The following is a 16,552-nucleotide window of genomic DNA, read 5'->3' on the forward strand; positions in this document are numbered from 1 at the left end:
TAGCCCCGGCAATTATATTTGCCACAACGGACAAGTACCGTTGTGGCAACCGCTGCCAAAACATCCACCATGCTCGCACCATCACAAAACGTCGGCCTCAGGCGTCCGCTTGATGCCAAAAGTGGTAAACTCCGGAAATTACTTTCTTTACCAACGATTTGTAACCATGTCGCAGTTCAAAAAGTGGACCCCGGGCGTGACGGTGACTCTCGCTGCGGTGATCGGTTGGGGAGCATTTCAGTTTTCGGGTTCCGGCCAGAGTCTGTACACCCAATCCGACTTACACGATTTCTGCCCGCTCAGCACCCAAGTCTGTCAGCAGCAAACGGCCAGTGTCCTGCTCGCTACCGATGTCATCAGGCCGATGCAAGAAACTGAAATCCGGGTGAATTGGCCAACTCTCCCTGCAGATACTGAAACTTTAGTACTCTCTCTCAAAGGGCACGAAATGATGATGGGCATCTATCAGCTGCACTTATCCCGGAATGCCGCGGGGGAGTATAGCGGCCAATTGATGCTGCCATTTTGTACAGAAGATGAAATGACCTGGCGTGGTGAAATCACACCGCAGTCAGCTTCCGCTCAGATGACGCCGCTTCATGTTTCTTTAAGGATGATCAAATGAAATTTCAGTGGATTATATTAGCCCTGGCACTGGTTGCCGGTTTGGTGACCCGCTTCGTTGTTGACGCACAACAAGAAACAGCCGCCACTGGGGCATCCCTTGCTGCTTCCGGGGTCCTGGAAAGCGGTAAAGATGCCCTCGATCTGTTTAATCCAGCCGATCCGCGACTGCGTGTGGTTTACTTTGGCTATACCCATTGCCCGGATGTCTGTCCGACCTCATTGGCCGTATTGTCAGCAGCCCTCAAGAAGCTCGATAACGATACACGCAAACAGCTTTGGCCGATTTTCATCACGCTGGATCCTGAGCGTGATACGCCGGAAAAGAGTGCCCAGTATGCCCAATACTTCCATCAGGACATTATCGGGATGACCGGAACGGCTGAGCAAACCAAAGCACTGGCGCAAAAATACGGCGTGCTCTATATGCGTACCGAACTCAAAGACTCCGCCCTAGAGTATGCCGTCGACCATAGCTCTTACTTCTACCTGTTACAGCCGGACGGCACCTTGGTCGATAAAGTTCAACACACCCTCAATCCGGTAATTTTGGTTGACGCCATCAACAAAAATTTGACTGTATCCGGCTCCTGAACATGCCTACAGTTGTAATGCCGCATGGTAAGAAACTGATCCGATTTCAAATTCATAGGTCCCGGAAGAATGCCCGCTACGGCGGGTTTTCTCGATTCTGAGAGAGCTTTTTTTCCGTTAAATAGGTGAAGAAGAAGAAATTTGAGCAACATATGCCATACTAATTCTGCCGACTGAATACTTTAACACTCGGTCTGTAGTGGCAAACAAAGGAGAAGAAAGAAAAATGAACCGTTCATTATCTATCCTTACCGGTATTATTCTGAGTGCGACACTCATTGGTTGTTCAAGCTCAGATGAAGTTGATCAAATGCAACAACTCACCAATAAAGTCGATATGCTCTCTGATCAAGTTGGTGCGTTGCAAAGTCAGCAAGACCAAATGGCAGGTGCTGTCAATGATGCTCGTGCCGCTTCTGACGCAGCGTATCAAGAAGCAATGCGTGCGAACCAGCGTATTGATAATATCGCGAGTTCTTACAGCAAATAATCAGAAAGTGGCGCTTCGGGCGCCACTCCTTTTTTGAGGCCGTACCTCTATCCGTACCAAACCTGCAATCTCATGAACCATTCCTGAAAATCACGCCTCCTCCGACCAAGTCCCGCTCCGAAACTTCCGGAGATATTGCATCAAATTCAGCAGAAATGACGGTAATTTACACAACTTGGTGTGTAGTCAATCTTCCTGAAATTACATACTTTTTCACCACTTGCAGACTTGACTTTGGCGAAGCCAGCACGGTTGTTAGCCTGCCGCCATTTCCCACAGAGTTATTCACAGCTTTTGTGGATAAGCGCTTTATCCCCAGGTCGAAGCACACGTACCCCCCGAATTCGATACAGCATCAGAGCCAACAAACCCATCAAGATTTGCCAGCTCGAACTTCCGGCATCCGCGCCACTTAAGCTGCAGTTGGTGTGAGCAATTGCATCTTCATCGACAGCGGCATTGCATTTCGACAAATCTATTGTTTCCTGCTCTTTGGGCACATTATCTGGCGTTGCTCCCCCATCGCTGCCACCACTATCACCGGTATCTCCTGTACCTGAATTCGAGGAGTCCGTAATGATATCCGGTGCCGTAATCGGGTGCTCCGGTAAACGACCGACCTGCTCGGTAATCCAGCCATAGTAAGTTCCAATCCGGGTATAAAAACTTGGTCGGGCCAATGAACCACAAGTCAATGCACCGACCGGACTACCACTAACAATGCCCAACTGATACCATTCGCCCTGCTGATCCCGTGCCCGAAGGGGGCCGCCACTATCCCCCTTACAAGAATCCGGACCATATTCCAGCGAGTTCCCATCTGCATCACGAATGACTTCCGGGGGCAAAGTACACAGCTTAGTTCGGTTCAACGGGCTTTCCAAAATGAAGTTCAATTCATTGCCCAGCTCCAATCGTTTGAAGCACTCATCCATCGGGACAAAAGACAAATCCGTTTTCAATAACCGCTCGGACATACCAGTGCCATCCGTCTGTGTTGAACCCCAACCCGAGACCCTGGTATTTTTCGGTCGCTCAACATCAGACCATTGCTGACCCAACGCCAAATCAAGTTCATCAGCCTTACTAATGCCAGCCAGACGCACAACCGGGATAGTCGCGGCAAATTCCCGACCGACCCGGAGTAACGCGATATCGTTGTTCAGTGCCGTGCTGAGCACATCCACAGTCTGGGTACCATCAGCATTCGGGACAATTTTCAGTACGGGGTTGGGCGTATAATCCGGATGCACCACGACATGTGAGATCGTATACAAGGTTGCGGGATCTTCCACCGGCGCGTAGCTCGAACCGACCATCACATTTAACTTACTGGGCGGGATAACCTGAAACACCCCGTTTTCGGATTCGAACACAACGCAATGGGCTGCGGTCAGCACCCAATGGCGATCGATCACGGTCGCACCACACATATGACTTAACTGATTCGGTGCCAAACGAAGGGAAGCCATCCACCCATAATCTTCAGAGGGTAAAACCGGGTCCCCCCCGATGACATACCCGGTAGCCGGCTCCGCTGTCACCATCCCTGCGGGTAACAGCGTGCTCGCGGCAAGGACGGCAGCACATATATTCTTTCTCAGCACGATATAAACTCCTGACTCAACGGGCGCAACTGAACTTTCCCGGGAGGTAATAACCCTGGGAATCAGAAATTGCTCATAAAGTCAGAACGTTAGCAGTATTCATTCCCGCCGGGTACAGGGATAAAAATGGAATGCGAGGGAATTCGAAGTTTGGCCAATAACGGCTGAAATGCAATAGATGTTTAAGGTGAAGTGGGTGGTAAAAACCGGCCAGTATTCCTGGCCGGCTCATTTGTACTGCGCTGGCTGCAATATTGATTACAGTCGACGTCTGATTAGCTTTGCGGGGTTGGAAGTTGGTTACAAGTGATCTGGTCGTAATCTATGTCAACGTACAGCCCGCCGACATCAGCAGCCAGAGTCGGATAAAACCCGGCATCACTGGCCGTTTTCACCTTATCAAGATCGATGGTATAGACCGACAGGCCCAACATATCGATCTGCTCAGGCAAGCAACTGTCAGCTGTTCCGCTATCCCCACTTTCGAAGCACAACTCTCCGGTTATATTAATGCGACCACAGGTTTCCCCTTCAATATTAATACCGAGATTAGCCAACGCCGCTTCCGGATTAACAACCGCCGGAATTTTTTCCTGCGAGGTATTGGTCATTGCCGAGGCAATCGCATCGACTCGGTAATATCCAGGGCTAACCGTTCCCATTTGGGAAGCAACGCGTGCTCCGGTGATTGTGAAAACCTTTGTATTTCCCTCAGCGAGATCTTTGAGATCCTCTTCATTACACCCGGCTAAAGCCAAAACAGATAAAAGATAAACAGCCTTTTTCATCATCATTCCTTGGTCATATTGTCATTGTGATAAGGCGGGATTGATTGTAGAGCTTTCTCTCGTCGATGCTAGTCTCCTCCATAAATCTAGCATTTTTTTGCCAACGCAATCTCATAATAGGAGAATTCTTGTACTGAATATTGCCAATAAACCCGGCTTTCCCGCTTGCAGGCGCCGGTTTTCTTTTCTTCTGAAAAAATGCTGGCATAATATCGCCACATTAAATCTACGGACAATTCCTTATGACAATTGAAACTATTGTGAAAGAACGTGCTGGTCACAAATGTGAACTGTGCTCATCAGAAGAGAATCTGAGCATGTATGAAGTACCGGCATCACCAGATTCAACAGCGGCCAGCTGTGTCCTGGTGTGTGGAACTTGCCGTGGACAAATTGAAGACGCAGACACTATGGATCAGAACCATTGGCGCTGCCTGAATGAAAGCATGTGGAGTGAAGTACCGGCCGTTCAAGTCATGGCTTACCGGATGCTAAAACGACTGTCTGGTGAAACCTGGGCGCAGGACCTGCTGGACATGCTGTATATGGAAGAAGATATGATCGAGTGGGCAGAAAAAGGCATCGCACTCGAAGCGCTGGACTCCATACAAACCCTGGATGTTAACGGCACACCATTGCAAGCCGGCGACAACGTCACAATCATCAAAGATCTGCCGGTGAAAGGCTCAAGCCTGGTGATTAAGCAAGGGACAGCGGTACGTGGCATTCGTCTGACCGATAACCCGCTGCATATCTCGGGTAAAGCTGCCGGGACCAACATGGTGATTATCGCTGCTTACTGTAAAAAGATGTAAGCCACTCGAAAACTCACTTCACAGTGGCTCAATTCATAGTGTGTCACTGACCATAGCTAGTCACTGATCATAATGAGTCACTGAAAAACAGGCGCTATTTTGCGCCTGTTTTCTTAAGGTCTACGGGCTCCTGTTCTCGAAGCATTGAATCCTCAACCTTGTTTAAGAAGTTTCACGGCGTTCGCTGACATGTGGGAAAGGAGGAATTAAACGTCGAATAGTCGCCTCATCCAAATGCGCCCCGGCGCTTTCTATAAACTCTTCTAAATCTAATGTCTTGGCCATGAGCGTCAGATCAATCGCCGTATTCGGGCGTGGCGCAAAATCACACAAACTTTTCATGCCCAACCGCTGGTAAAAGCGACGATGCTTTTTACTTGATCCACAAACCAACGCCGTTCGACCAAAACGCTTATCGAGCGTATAGATGCAACAAAACAGCGCCAAGGGTGCCAAGGAAGCTAAACCCCGAACATCCGGACGTACTGCCAAACGGCCCATCTCAACGATCGTGTCATATTCTTGCTCTAACAAAGCAAATTCAGGCTCGAAACCGCCTTTACACGGAACCTGTGTCCAACCCATGGGCCGGTGTAGAACACTCGCACGAACGGTAGCAACCGGCTTGGTGCCTTCTTTCAGTAGAAATGTAAAGTTATTCGGCTCCGCATCAAACGGATCCGTAAACAAGCCTGATGTACACAGCGGGTTATACCCAACAGTGGTATAAGCCTGATAGCGGATGTTATAGGCTGTGATTTTTGCTTCTTCCGTCACACAGAGCTGCGTGGTTAGCTTATCCAGTTCCATAAATTTTCCGGCGACATTCACGATTTCAGGCGATTTGCCGGTCCTTCTTGCTGTAAACACGCTTCTACCCTACGCCGAACCCAGACGCCGATTAAGTGGTTTATGGTCGTTCGAATGTTTTTTTGTGCATTTATTCAATCAAGTTCACATATCATTACCCTTACCACTGTCGCTGACGCTTTTTTTTTGCACAATGTAAATCTAACACTCTGTTTTAACAACCTTATTGATGAGCTAAGTATCGGTAAGACCCCGTGGGGAAAAGGGATATGGAACTACACACAGTATTAAGCAATATTTTCGCGGCTTCGCAAATTTCGCAGGATCCCGAAACACTGCACGAGTATAGCCTGGCTCTCAATGGGAGCCTCTGTACGCCGTCAGCCGTTGTGTGGCCAGAGAAGGAACCTGAGCTCATCGCCGTTGTTGAGGCTGCCAATCAACATCGATTCACCATTCACCCGCTCGCACAAGGAAAGAACTGGGGCTACGGCACCGCACAGGGAACGCACCCCCAGCAAGTGATCGTCAATCTCAGCCGCTTATCCCAAGTCCTCGAAATCAATGATGCGCAAGCCTATGTGCGGGTACAACCGGGGATCACGCAATCGCAGCTTTTCACAGCCCTGAAAGACGCGAAGAGTTCCTTACAAATGGACATCACCGCAGCCGGACTGCACACCAGTCTGGTCGGCAACATTCTGGAGCGTGGGTTCGGCCACACCGATTACTCGGACCGTTTCGGCCATGTACAATCCATGCGGGTGCTCCTGCCAACCGGCAAGATCATCACGACAGGCATGGGAATGTTTGAACACAGTGTCGCCCGGCATCTCTATCCCTACGGCACCGGGCCGGTTCTGCAGGGATTATTCAGCCAGTCAAACTTAGGAATTGTGCTCGAAATGACGCTGGCACTTCAGCCGAAACCAGCTTATCAGGCCACCGTCTTCGCTTTATGTCCGAGAGAAGGTGATGCGCCCGAAATGGTCGCCGCCATCGGCAAGCTGAAACTGGAAGGTGTGATCACCAGTGGCGTCCATACGGTCAGCATGACCCGAGCCATGGGTGAGCAAGCCCGTCAGGCACCAGGTGCCTGGATCCTCACCACCTCCCTGGCCGGGCCGAAAGGTGTGGTGAAAGCCCGCTATAAACACGTCAAGCAAACCTTAAAACAGCAGATCCCGGGCGCAAAAATTCTGTTCCTTGATGATTTTCGCTGGCGAATGCTGTGCAAAATCAATCAATACTTGAAATCCCCGATGATCGATAGCCTGAAACTGGTGCTGGACCTCAAACTGGGCGTTCCATCCGATGCGGCCATCCAGACCTTGCTCGATCATCCGGCGGCCAGTTCCGCAATGAAAACTTCAGAGTTTCCGGCGAATTTTCGCTGGATCTGTGCGGTGAGCAGCCATTCACGGCAGAATATCTCCGAAATGCTCAGTATCTGCCGCCAGCTATTCCGTGAATATGGCTATGAAGAGCGCTACAGCATGACCAATGTCAGCGAGCGTGCCGTGGTTCTGATTGCCAATATCCGTTTCGGCAAAAACGAATCAGAAATTGAAAAAGCGACCCGCTTCCATCAGGCCATAGATGCAGCCCTGCTGTCCGCCGGATTTTGTCCATACCGCAGTGGTTCCGGACTGTTTGATACGATCAAACCATTCGTGAGAGATGAGAACCTGGCGCTTCTGGCCACACTCAAGCAGAGCCTGGATCCCAACAATATCCTGTCCCCGGATAAGTACTGGCTAGCGCACCCTGATGCCACGAAAGTGCCTGAAGCCGTTGAAGTCGCTGGAGCAGTTGTCGCTGGAGCAGTTAAAGCCCCTGAAACAACTCAAGCACTTGCAACAACGAAAGCGCTTGAACCTTCATCTGAGCCGTGTTGATCACCGGATCACGAACAACGCCAGGATTTCCCGCCGTTGCGGCGGGAAATCATTATTGATCTGACCACACTGCCAACTCATTGCCGCTCGGCTCAAGGAACTGAAAACGCCGTCCGCCCGGAAACGAAAAAATCGGCTTCACGATCTGGCCGCCGGCCGCTTCAACCTTAGCCTGGGTTTGTTCAAGATGGGCGCTATACAGCACGATCAATGCAGCGCCTTGCTGAGTCGATGATTTGAGCGGAGCACGGTAGAACCCGCCATCCAGTCCTTGATTGGTAAATGCCGTATAATCCTCACCATAGTCGGTGAACGCCCAGCCGAAAGCCTGCTGGAAAAACACCTTGGTTGCTTCCAGATCGGCCGCCGGAAACTCAATATAATTTATTTTGTCCTGATTCGTCTGACTCATGGTATGTCCCTGCCTGTGTGATGTCGTCTGTTACTTTACACGACCATTCAATCCGATTCATGTTCAACCCAATTTCTTCTCAACCTATTTTTTCTCAACCACAGACCACTGCGATGTAAAGTTCAGCGCTTGGTCAGAATAATCCCTTTTTCGGTTTGCTCCGCTGTGAAAAACAAAGGTAGAATACATCCGTTTCTGGCACGCAAAAGTGTGTTCAGCACAAATAATCAACAATTTAGGTAAGTTAGTCGGGGAGCCATAGGCTGAGACCACTTCGGTGGGACCCGTTGAACCTGATCCATTTAATAATGGCGTAGGGAACTAGCAACCGTGTCTCGCCCCTGCCCGCTCTCTATCGGGCAATCCCGGACACCTGCTACCCTGCGCGATATCGCCAGGGGTAGATATGGCCGTTCAATCAGCAGCTCAATCAAAAACACCAATCACGTTAACCATTGCCGGTTCTGACAGTGGCGGTGGCGCCGGTATTCAAGCCGACATCAAAGCTATCTCGGCCACCGGCGGTTATGCTTGCTCTGTCATTGCCGCCCTGACCGCACAAAATACCCAAGGCGTGACCGGTATCTTCAACATCTCTCCGGAATTTGTTGCCGAGCAGTTGGATGCGGTATTCAGTGATCTGGATGTCAAGGCGGTGAAGATCGGCATGCTCAGTGATGCCGTTATCATCCAAACCGTGGCGGATAAACTACGCCAGTATCAGCCTCAATTTCTGGTCGTTGACCCGGTGATGGTCGCAACCAGCGGCGATCTGCTGCTCCAACGAGATGCGATTGAAACCCTGAAATCAGCCCTGTTGCCGCTGGCAGATGTGATCACCCCGAATCTGCCGGAAGCCGCCGCGCTGCTGAATACGGAGATTCCACAGACCGAAGCCGATATGGCAGAGTTGGTCGAGGCACTGCGTGAATTGGGCGCTGGTGCCGTACTGCTCAAAGGAGGTCACCTGTCCCAAACACAAGAGAGCACCGATTTACTGATCAGCACCGATCAGGTCATCCGTTTCAGCCATCCACGGATTGACACCCACAACACTCACGGAACCGGCTGCACCTTGTCCGCTGCCATCGCCTCTTTCCTGGCGCAAGGCTTTGCGCTGAACGACGCCGTTCAACATGCCAAAACCTATCTCACCGAAGCCATCCGCCATGCCGATGAACTGCAAATCGGCACCGGACACGGCCCAGTCAACCACTTCTTTCACGGGCACTACCAGCCGGAGCGAGCATGATGTTATCGCCAGCTGTCGGGGAGCATCCGTCCCCGGTTTGCGTCAGCCTGAATCATGCCTCGCTTCGTTACCGGGATACGGCGACCGCCGTTTTCGATGATCTCAACCTGACCTTACCGGCCGGACAATGGACTTGTCTTCTGGGTAAAAGCGGCTGCGGTAAAACCACGCTGCTGCGTCACCTGGCCGGGCTGAGTGGTGATGCGGTGATCTGGCAGGGACAGTTGCTCACATCTGATGCGCAACCATTGCAAGACCGCGTGGCCTATATGGCGCAGCAAGATTTGTTACTACCCTGGCTGTCTGTGCTGGACAACGTGTGTCTCAGTCAGCGTCTGGGTTCAGACGCCGCAACACCGGATGTAGCCCGGGCGATGTCATTACTGGAGGCGGTCGGTCTGGCAGATTTCCATGCCGCCAGACCAGATCAACTTTCCGGGGGGATGCGGCAGCGGGTCGCCCTGGCTAGGACCCTGATGCAGGACAAGCCGCTGGTCCTGATGGACGAGCCCTTTTCCGCACTCGATGCTGTCACCCGCCACAAGCTACAGAGCCTGGCCGCCGAGTTATTGCAGGATCGTACCGTGCTGTTAATCACCCATGACCCACAGGAAGCTCTGCGTCTGGCACATCACATCTACCTGATGTTCGGCAGCCCGGCACAGCTGGCCCGATTGGATGTCCCGCAATCCATGCCGCCGCGATCATTTGACGCGCAAATGGCTGCCCACCAGCAGATGATTATTGACCAACTGGAGCGTGACTATGGCTGACAGCCTCCCTCAGGAAACCATCGACTCCGTGTCCGAACGGCCATTACAACCGCTTCAACAGAGCCCGAAGTCGGCCCCAGCCATCAACCGGGGCGGATTTTCCCGAAAAGTGGCGCGGGTACTCATCAGCTTCGGGGTGATTCTCGGTCTGTGGCAGGCCGCCGTGGTGTTGTTTTCACTGCCACCTTTTATCCTGCCGGGACCGGTTGCAGTGCTGAACAAACTAGTCGCCCGGTTTGATGTGCTCTGGCACCACACCCTGGTCACCAGCACCGAGGTATTATTCGGCCTGTTACTGGGGTTGGCGATGGGGCTGTTTTTCGCCCTGCAAATGTTGCTGTTTGCCCCGTTGCGCCGCTGGCTGCTGCCGATCCTGATCACCAGCCAAGCCATTCCGGTCTTTGCGATTGCGCCGATCCTGATGCTATGGCTCGGTTACGGCATTGCCTCGAAAGTCGTTATGGCCGCCCTGATCATCTTTTTCCCCGTCACCACTTGCTGTTACGACGGGTTACGACAAACGCCGACCGGTTATCTGGATCTGGCCCGCACCATGGGTGCCACGCGCTGGCAGTTGCTGTGGCAGATCCGCCTGCCTGCTGCCCTGCCGGCACTGGCTTCGGGTATTCGGGTTGCTGTGGTGGTGGCCCCAATCGGCGCAGTCATTGGCGAATGGGTGGGTTCGAGCGAAGGGCTGGGCTATCTGATGCTGCAAGCCAACGCCCGCATGTTTGTCGATGAGATGTTTGCCGCCCTGTTCATCCTGGCATTTTTCTCCATCAGTTTTTACTTCATTGCCGATGGCCTGCTGAAAAAAGCAATTCCGTGGCAAAACCAATAACATCCGTTACATAGATAACATCAACAGGAAATTCATATGAAAAAGCAGTTACTTCAAAGCGTTGCCGCGATCTCCTTATCGCTGGCATCGTTCCAGGCGGCCGCTGAAAAGGTCACCTTAATGCTCGACTGGTTCGTCAATCCAAACCACGGCCCGATTATTCTGGCCCAGGAAAAAGGCTGGTTTGCCGAGCAAGGACTGGAAGTGGCGATTCAGGAGCCGGCTGATCCCAGCATTCCGGATAAACTGGTCGCTGCCGGGAAAATTGATTTGGCCGTGTCCTATCAAAGCACGCTGATCTCCAGCACCGCGGCTGAACTGCCATTGGTCCGTTCAGCCACCCTCATTTCCGGCCCGCTGAACTCACTGATTGTGCTGAATAAATCAGGCATTCGCAGCCTCGCGGATTTGAAAGGTAAAAAGATCGGCGTCGCAATCGGCGGCAGTGAAGACGCCACCATCGGCACCATGCTTGCTTCAGATCAGGTGTCGATGGATTCCGTCAAAATCATCAACGTCGGCTGGGCACTCTCCTCCTCGCTGGCATCCGGCAAAGTGGATGCGATTTGGGGCGGCCTGCGCAACTTCGAGCTGAACCAGCTTGAGCTGGAAGGCTATGAAGCCACCGCCTTTTATCCGGAAGAACATGGCGTCCCGCCATATGATGAGCTGATCTTTGTCGCCAATAAACACAAATACAATCCGGAAACCATCAACAAGTTCAACAAAGCGATTGAAAAAGCAACCGTGTACTTGATCAATCACCCAGAGAAAGCCTGGCAGGAATTTGTCGCCTACGCACCAGATACCCTCAATAACGATCTGAACCGTCGGGCTTGGGAAGATACGCTGACCCGTTTTGCCCTGCGTCCGGGTGCTGTTGAGCTCAAGCGTTATGACGACTATGCCGCCTTCATGATGCAGCACAAGATCATTCACACGCTCCCGCAAGCCAAAGATTACGTCCTGACCTACTAACGACATTGCATTAAGGAACACACCGATGAATCACAAAGACCTGATCAACGCCTGCCGGGACGACTGGCAAGATTATATCGAGCACCCGTTTGTTCAGCAGCTGGCCACTGGCGAGCTGAATAAACACGCCTACCTACACTACCTGAAACAAGATTTCCTGTTTCTCAAACACTACGCGCGAGCGTTTGCCCTGGCCATTTTCAAATCCCGGACGCTGGAAGAAATGCGGGAGCCGCTGCCAAGCCTGACCGCCTTGCTGGATACGGAAATGAACCACCATGTGGAATACTGCGGCCAATGGGGCCTGACCGAGTCTGATATGGAAGCGGAACCGGAAGATTTCGGCACCGTGAGTTATACCCGTTATGTCTTGGATACCGGGATGGCCGGCGATCGGGTCGATTTGTTCGCCGCCCTAGCCCCTTGCGCCATTGGTTACGCCGTGATCGGACATCAGCTCATCCACCGTGAAACCACACGTCTGGAGGGGAACCCGTATCGCAGTTGGATTGAGCTCTACAGTGGCGACGATTTCCAGGCAGGAACCCAGGAAACCATCGCACGGCTGGACCGCATGCTGGCAGAGATCCCACTAAGCAGTACGCGCGGACAGCGACTGTGTGACATTTTTCGCACCGCCACCCGGATGGAAGTTGCGTTCTGGCAGCAAGGCATGAATGCCGCCCGCTAGCAACACCAGCACCACTTGTCAGGCTCCTTGTCTCAGGGAGCCTGAACCCGCTGCGCCTGAATCACCTGCATCAGCACCTGCATCGCATGTTCAATCATCTCGTACTGCCTCGCCTTGCCCAGAACACGGATCCCCTGCATCTGCAACACCAGAAAGTGGCTGAATACTAATGGATCCAGAGCCGGACTGATTTCCTGGTGCTGCTGCGCGGTTTCCAGAGCCTGGCGAAATCGATCCGACAAGGTCTGATAAAGCAACCCGCCAGTTTTCAGCACGTCATCATCCCGGAACGCCCGCTCCAAAATGGCATTCTGTACAAAACAGCCGTAGGGTTGTTCCTGCTGTAGTTGGGCAAAATCTTTCAAGTAATCAATCAACTGAGCCAATCCGGCCGATTCTGGAAATGCCCGCGAGATTCTGGGAAATGAGATTTTGTACAGGTAGTAATCCAGTGCTTCCCGGTAAAGCGTTTCTTTGTCGGTATAGGTGTTATACAAGCTGAAGCGGTTGATCCCCAAATGGTTCACCAAATCAGCGACCGATGTATCGGCGTAGCCCTGCTGCCAGAACAGCGCCATTGCCTCGAGGAGTTTTTCCTCGCGGTCAAAATTCTTGGTACGGGCCATGTTGTCCTCTCTTGACGGCTAAACAAGCGATCTTTTTCTTGACCGATCATTCTGATATAGATTAGATTTTAATCTAAACGATCGTTCTGATAAAGGAAGAATAATGAAAATCTACGAACTTGCACCGTCTCCAAGCGCACGTCGGGTCAGCGTGTTTCTGGCTGAAAAAGGAATTGAGGTCGAACGGCAACATGTCGATATTCGCGGAGGGGAGAACCTGAGCGATTCATTCCGGGAAAAGAGCCTCAACGGCCTGATCCCTGTTCTGGAACTGGATGACGGCACCACCATCTGCGAGTCCGTCGCTATTTGCCGCTATTTCGATGAAACCTTCCCGGCAGAGACCTCCCTGTTTGGTGATACGCCACTGGAAAAAGCTCAGGTTGAAATGTGGCATCGTGTGGTCGAGTTGAAAGGTTTGTTGGTCGCGATGCAGGCGTTTCGCAACATCACCGGAATTTACCAGGATCGTGAAAACTGCGTCGCAGCCTGGGGAGAAGAGTCGCGCCAACGCTTGATTGACTTCCTGCCGACGCTGGAGCATCGCCTGAGTCAAAGTCCATATCTGGCCGGAGACAAATTCACGATCGTCGATATTACCGCCGTGATTCTGTGCAACTTCATGAAAAACCTGAACATCGAACTCGATGACAGCCAGCCGCATCTGCTTGCCTGGTACCAGCGCGTCAGCAGCCGTCCGACCTTTAACAGCTAAGGCTGAGTCATGATTGAATTCTATACGGCAGCGACGCCGAACGGCCACAAAATATCTATCGCGCTGGAAGAAATGGGCTTAGATTACCGGGTTCATCCGCTGGATTTAATGGCAGCGGAGCAGAAATCTCCCGCATTTACGGCCATCAACCCCAACGGACGGATCCCGGCTATCATCGATACCGAGAATGACAATTTTGCCGTGTTTGAGTCTGGCGCCATCTTGCTCTACCTGGCGGAAAAAACGGGAAAGTTTCTTCCGGTTGATCCCAAGCAGCGTTCTCAGGTCATCCAGTGGCTGATGTTTCAGATGGGTGGTGTCGGCCCCATGATGGGACAGGCCAATGTCTTTTATCGTTATTTTCCGGAAAAAATCCCCGCAGCGATCGAGCGTTACCAGCACGAAGGCCGGCGCTTGTTTGAAGTGATGGATCGTCAGTTAGCGCAGCATTGCTACCTTGCCGGTGAGGAATATACCATTGCCGATATTGCCACCTGGCCATGGGTCCGCATTCATGAATGGAGCGGGATCAGCATTGAAGGACTGGCACACCTGCAACGCTGGCTCAGTGAGCTGGCGACACGTCCGGCATGCCAAAAGGGGATAACAATACCGCCGCGAAAAGAGCAAAGCGACGAAGCGCGCGCCAAAGAAATCCAGAAGATGGTGACGCGCTAGACCTTGAGACTCGTCTGCCTGCACCGGAGCGGGTACAGGCAGGCGAGATTAAATGTCTGCGTCCAGGAGGTGCTCATCAAAGCCCAACGCAACCAGCGACTGAAACGCGTGCCAAACATGTGCTGGGATTTCTTGAGCGACCACGAACCCTAGCGCCGGATATCGCTGCAGGCGCTGCAAATCCCCGACCATGACGTTGATTACATCACAATAAGACAGCTGCTCATTCGGATAATCATCAAAACTAAGCGGCGGCGAAGTCACCGCCACCGATTTATCCGGCCACTGGTGCACGAAGGTGGCATAGCTGCGTCGCTCCATGAATGGCTTCTGGACCACAATAATCCGCTGCGGATCCAGCCCTTTCGCTTCCAGCAATGCTCGGGAAAACTGAATGTTTTCGCCGGTATTGGTTGATTGTGGCTCAATCAAAATACACTGTTCAGGCACGCCCATATCTACCGCAATCTGAGCAAACGCTTCGGCTTCCGAGCGTTCGAACAAGCCTGCAGTTAATCGGCCGACACCGCCAGAGAACACGATGTAGGGTGCGAGCCCCTCCAGAAACAGCTGGGCGGCATGCTCGGCCACGCGAATATCATTACTGCACAGCACCAGCAGGCAGTCGCCTTTTTCCAGTGGGTGGTTGAGTAAATGGTAATCCCATACAATCTGGGCTTGGGTATGCACTTGCGCTGTCATCATCCATCCTTACTTAGATCTCGATATCCTTTCTCCACCATGCCCCACTTCGATGAAACAAGCATGACAGCCTCTACACACTCCAACTACGCACCATTCGGGCCCTGATCCATGTGCCATTCACCGATGCAGTTACTCGCTGCGACGCCACCACTCAGGGATAATGTGCGCACTCCCGGCAGCGGCATTCAGCCAAGCCTGCTCACCTTCAATCGTCAATTGAAGTTGCATGGTCCGCTCCGCCATCGCTTCGAGTTCCGCCAGGGCAGCATCTGCGATATACACCACCGAAACATTGTCAAACTGCGCAACCTTATTTTTGATTTGCTGCCACCACACAGAAGCCGCCTGATCACCATAGGCATAAATGATCACTTGCTGCGACTTGTGTGATGCACGACGGATCCGCTTTTCATCCGGCAGCCCGAGTTCAATCCATAACTCGACTTCATCCATCAAATTACGGCGCCAGAGATCCGGCTCATCGGTATCGGACAGCCCTTTGGTAAACTGCAACGATTCATCGGCGTTCAGTCCCCAGGCCAGCAAACGCAGCATCAGCCGCTGGATGGTTTCTGATGGGTGACAAGCCAGCGTGTGGGACTGGTCGAGATAAACATGACGGTCCAGATCCGCAACATTGAGCTGTGCTTTATAAATGGTGGCTTTCAGTGCCATAACTAAGTACCTGAAAATTAAGTAAAGATGCGAAAACATTTGCGACACTTACAGCAAATGACCCCGCATCATCGATCCCGCAATAGATGCAGAAACGCCGGAAAGCGTTGTCGTATCCCTCACTCCGGCGCGTTACGCTTCAAACACATGCTCGGCAAACACACTATTCCATCAGTGTCTGCCAAGTCAGGGTGTGGTTCACAATGGACTCTTTTTGGGCTTTGGTGAGTCGCTTAATCCTATATTCCAGTTGCATCGCCGTTCGCTTTTCGCCAACCGGCGCCGCCCAGGCAAGGTGGAGCGGGCCTTTCCCCCGCAGAAACTTGGCCCCTTTCGGGCTGCCCTGATGCTCACTGAACCGCCGTGCCACATCCGTCGTCACACCGCAATAGAGTTGATTGGTTGCCGTTCGAATCAAGTAGACAGACCAGCGCACTGCATCATTTCGTTCAGCTTTTATGTTTTCTTGAGATTGTCGGTCTTCAGTCACAGGATTCGGTAACAATTAAAGTTGATCGCACGAAAGCCCGGACGAAGCCGGGCCTGAGTCAACCCATTCCAGTCACAGAACGGGTCAGGT

Annotated in this window: 20 protein-coding genes and 1 riboswitch; of the genes, 12 read left to right on the forward strand and 8 right to left on the reverse strand. The window is 52.2% G+C overall.

Translation table 11 applies throughout. The features are described 5' to 3' along the window. Positions 1-112 precede the first annotated feature (112 nt). The 3 genes from VV869_RS13515 (at position 113) to VV869_RS13525 (ending at position 1,708) form a co-directional block, all read left to right on the forward strand. Positions 113-625, forward strand: coding sequence for a hypothetical protein (locus VV869_RS13515; RefSeq protein WP_337735435.1), 513 nt, complete (start codon positions 113-115; stop codon positions 623-625). Then, a complete protein-coding gene (locus tag VV869_RS13520; protein WP_337735436.1) occupies positions 622-1,218 on the forward strand; it encodes an SCO family protein in 597 nt (198 codons plus the stop codon). The genes VV869_RS13515 and VV869_RS13520 overlap by 4 nt, the downstream gene beginning before the upstream one ends. A 226-nt stretch (positions 1,219-1,444) precedes the next feature. Beyond that, positions 1,445-1,708 (forward strand): Lpp/OprI family alanine-zipper lipoprotein, encoded by a 264-nt coding sequence (locus VV869_RS13525; protein ID WP_036821101.1) that lies wholly within the window; start codon positions 1,445-1,447, stop codon positions 1,706-1,708. Between the two features lie 281 nt (positions 1,709-1,989). Here VV869_RS13525 and VV869_RS13530 read toward each other — a convergent pair whose 3' ends face one another. Both VV869_RS13530 and VV869_RS13535 read right to left on the reverse strand, forming a co-directional pair. Continuing rightward, positions 1,990-3,255, reverse strand: coding sequence for a S1 family peptidase (locus VV869_RS13530; RefSeq protein ID WP_337735503.1), 1,266 nt, complete (start codon positions 3,253-3,255; stop codon positions 1,990-1,992). A gap of 335 nt (positions 3,256-3,590) precedes the next feature. Continuing rightward, entirely contained in the window at positions 3,591-4,109 is a 519-nt protein-coding gene (locus VV869_RS13535; RefSeq protein WP_337735437.1) for a hypothetical protein, read from the reverse strand. Between the two features lie 236 nt (positions 4,110-4,345). Here VV869_RS13535 and VV869_RS13540 point away from each other — a divergent pair, with 236 nt between their 5' ends. Further along, a complete protein-coding gene (locus VV869_RS13540) occupies positions 4,346-4,918 on the forward strand; it encodes a PhnA domain-containing protein (RefSeq protein ID WP_337735438.1) in 573 nt (190 codons plus the stop codon). A 162-nt stretch (positions 4,919-5,080) separates the two neighbouring features. Here VV869_RS13540 and VV869_RS13545 read toward each other — a convergent pair whose 3' ends face one another. Continuing rightward, positions 5,081-5,788, reverse strand: coding sequence for an N-acyl amino acid synthase FeeM domain-containing protein (locus VV869_RS13545; RefSeq protein ID WP_337735439.1), 708 nt, complete (start codon positions 5,786-5,788; stop codon positions 5,081-5,083). 209 nt (positions 5,789-5,997) lie between these two features. Between VV869_RS13545 and VV869_RS13550 the strand changes: the two genes are divergently transcribed. Beyond that, positions 5,998-7,626: an FAD-binding oxidoreductase gene (locus tag VV869_RS13550; protein WP_337735440.1), complete on the forward strand. Its 1,629-nt coding sequence runs from the start codon at positions 5,998-6,000 to the stop codon at positions 7,624-7,626. 52 nt (positions 7,627-7,678) lie between these two features. Here the strand turns inward: VV869_RS13550 and VV869_RS13555 are convergent, their stop codons facing one another. Next, positions 7,679-8,038, reverse strand: coding sequence for a VOC family protein (locus VV869_RS13555; protein WP_337735441.1), 360 nt, complete (start codon positions 8,036-8,038; stop codon positions 7,679-7,681). A 239-nt stretch (positions 8,039-8,277) separates the two neighbouring features. Next, positions 8,278-8,375: riboswitch (TPP riboswitch) on the forward strand. Positions 8,376-8,444: 69 nt separating this feature from the next. Between VV869_RS13555 and thiD the strand changes: the two genes are divergently transcribed. From thiD to tenA, 5 genes are read left to right on the forward strand one after another with little or no spacing between them, the layout of a single operon-like run. After that, on the forward strand, positions 8,445-9,290 hold the full coding sequence (thiD, locus tag VV869_RS13560) for a bifunctional hydroxymethylpyrimidine kinase/phosphomethylpyrimidine kinase (RefSeq protein ID WP_337735442.1): 846 nt from the start codon (positions 8,445-8,447) through the stop codon (positions 9,288-9,290). Then, a complete protein-coding gene (locus VV869_RS13565) occupies positions 9,290-10,063 on the forward strand; it encodes an ABC transporter ATP-binding protein (protein ID WP_337735504.1) in 774 nt (257 codons plus the stop codon). Before thiD ends, VV869_RS13565 begins: the two co-directional genes overlap by 1 nt. After that, complete coding sequence (locus VV869_RS13570) at positions 10,056-10,904, forward strand: ABC transporter permease (protein ID WP_337735443.1); 849 nt, start codon at positions 10,056-10,058, stop codon at positions 10,902-10,904. Before VV869_RS13565 ends, VV869_RS13570 begins: the two co-directional genes overlap by 8 nt. Positions 10,905-10,940: 36 nt before the next feature. After that, the gene (locus tag VV869_RS13575) at positions 10,941-11,882 is read left to right on the forward strand and encodes an ABC transporter substrate-binding protein (RefSeq protein ID WP_337735444.1); all 942 of its coding nucleotides are present in this window, start codon (positions 10,941-10,943) and stop codon (positions 11,880-11,882) included. A 25-nt stretch (positions 11,883-11,907) separates the two neighbouring features. Continuing rightward, positions 11,908-12,573, forward strand: a complete 666-nt coding sequence (gene tenA, locus VV869_RS13580) for a thiaminase II (RefSeq protein WP_337735445.1) — start codon at positions 11,908-11,910, stop codon at positions 12,571-12,573. 32 nt (positions 12,574-12,605) lie between these two features. On the opposite strand, the gene VV869_RS13585 is transcribed toward tenA, so the two are convergent. Beyond that, positions 12,606-13,199 carry a TetR/AcrR family transcriptional regulator gene (locus VV869_RS13585; RefSeq protein ID WP_337735446.1) on the reverse strand — a complete coding sequence of 198 codons (594 nt, stop codon included), beginning with the start codon at positions 13,197-13,199 and terminating at the stop codon, positions 12,606-12,608. A gap of 103 nt (positions 13,200-13,302) precedes the next feature. On the opposite strand from VV869_RS13585, the gene VV869_RS13590 reads away from it, so the two are divergent. Further along, positions 13,303-13,914 carry a glutathione S-transferase family protein gene (locus VV869_RS13590; RefSeq protein ID WP_337735447.1) on the forward strand — a complete coding sequence of 204 codons (612 nt, stop codon included), beginning with the start codon at positions 13,303-13,305 and terminating at the stop codon, positions 13,912-13,914. 9 nt (positions 13,915-13,923) lie between these two features. Beyond that, positions 13,924-14,592 (forward strand): glutathione S-transferase family protein, encoded by a 669-nt coding sequence (locus tag VV869_RS13595; protein WP_337735448.1) that lies wholly within the window; start codon positions 13,924-13,926, stop codon positions 14,590-14,592. A gap of 48 nt (positions 14,593-14,640) precedes the next feature. Here the strand turns inward: VV869_RS13595 and VV869_RS13600 are convergent, their stop codons facing one another. The 3 genes from VV869_RS13600 to VV869_RS13610 all read right to left on the reverse strand — a co-directional run bounded on the left by VV869_RS13600 (position 14,641) and on the right by VV869_RS13610 (position 16,408). After that, a complete protein-coding gene (locus VV869_RS13600) occupies positions 14,641-15,294 on the reverse strand; it encodes a YdcF family protein (protein ID WP_337735505.1) in 654 nt (217 codons plus the stop codon). Positions 15,295-15,426: 132 nt separating this feature from the next. Next, positions 15,427-15,972, reverse strand: coding sequence for a YaeQ family protein (locus VV869_RS13605; RefSeq protein ID WP_337735449.1), 546 nt, complete (start codon positions 15,970-15,972; stop codon positions 15,427-15,429). Positions 15,973-16,135: 163 nt separating this feature from the next. After that, positions 16,136-16,408, reverse strand: coding sequence for a GIY-YIG nuclease family protein (locus VV869_RS13610; RefSeq protein ID WP_337735450.1), 273 nt, complete (start codon positions 16,406-16,408; stop codon positions 16,136-16,138). Positions 16,409-16,552: the final 144 nt, after the last annotated feature.

It is taken from the genome of Photobacterium sp. MCCC 1A19761, from assembly GCF_037389125.1.
In the GTDB taxonomy this organism is placed as follows: Bacteria; Pseudomonadota; Gammaproteobacteria; order Enterobacterales; family Vibrionaceae; genus Photobacterium.

Bases quoted from the DNA above. Each gene is read 5' to 3' on its own strand.
- VV869_RS13515 (WP_337735435.1), top strand. From the start codon at position 113: ATGCCAAAAGTGGTAAACTCCGGAAATTACTTTCTTTACCAACGATTT.
- VV869_RS13520 (WP_337735436.1), top strand. From the start codon at position 622: ATGAAATTTCAGTGGATTATATTAGCCCTGGCACTGGTTGCCGGTTTG.
- VV869_RS13525 (WP_036821101.1), top strand. From the start codon at position 1,445: ATGAACCGTTCATTATCTATCCTTACCGGTATTATTCTGAGTGCGACA.
- VV869_RS13530 (WP_337735503.1), bottom strand. From the start codon at position 3,255: ATGGTGACAGCGGAGCCGGCTACCGGGTATGTCATCGGGGGGGACCCG.
- VV869_RS13535 (WP_337735437.1), bottom strand. From the start codon at position 4,109: ATGATGATGAAAAAGGCTGTTTATCTTTTATCTGTTTTGGCTTTAGCC.
- VV869_RS13540 (WP_337735438.1), top strand. From the start codon at position 4,346: ATGACAATTGAAACTATTGTGAAAGAACGTGCTGGTCACAAATGTGAA.
- VV869_RS13550 (WP_337735440.1), top strand. From the start codon at position 5,998: ATGGAACTACACACAGTATTAAGCAATATTTTCGCGGCTTCGCAAATT.
- VV869_RS13555 (WP_337735441.1), bottom strand. From the start codon at position 8,038: ATGAGTCAGACGAATCAGGACAAAATAAATTATATTGAGTTTCCGGCG.
- thiD (WP_337735442.1), top strand. From the start codon at position 8,445: ATGGCCGTTCAATCAGCAGCTCAATCAAAAACACCAATCACGTTAACC.
- VV869_RS13565 (WP_337735504.1), top strand. From the start codon at position 9,290: ATGTTATCGCCAGCTGTCGGGGAGCATCCGTCCCCGGTTTGCGTCAGC.
- VV869_RS13570 (WP_337735443.1), top strand. From the start codon at position 10,056: ATGGCTGACAGCCTCCCTCAGGAAACCATCGACTCCGTGTCCGAACGG.
- VV869_RS13575 (WP_337735444.1), top strand. From the start codon at position 10,941: ATGAAAAAGCAGTTACTTCAAAGCGTTGCCGCGATCTCCTTATCGCTG.
- tenA (WP_337735445.1), top strand. From the start codon at position 11,908: ATGAATCACAAAGACCTGATCAACGCCTGCCGGGACGACTGGCAAGAT.
- VV869_RS13585 (WP_337735446.1), bottom strand. From the start codon at position 13,199: ATGGCCCGTACCAAGAATTTTGACCGCGAGGAAAAACTCCTCGAGGCA.
- VV869_RS13590 (WP_337735447.1), top strand. From the start codon at position 13,303: ATGAAAATCTACGAACTTGCACCGTCTCCAAGCGCACGTCGGGTCAGC.
- VV869_RS13595 (WP_337735448.1), top strand. From the start codon at position 13,924: ATGATTGAATTCTATACGGCAGCGACGCCGAACGGCCACAAAATATCT.
- VV869_RS13600 (WP_337735505.1), bottom strand. From the start codon at position 15,294: ATGACAGCGCAAGTGCATACCCAAGCCCAGATTGTATGGGATTACCAT.
- VV869_RS13605 (WP_337735449.1), bottom strand. From the start codon at position 15,972: ATGGCACTGAAAGCCACCATTTATAAAGCACAGCTCAATGTTGCGGAT.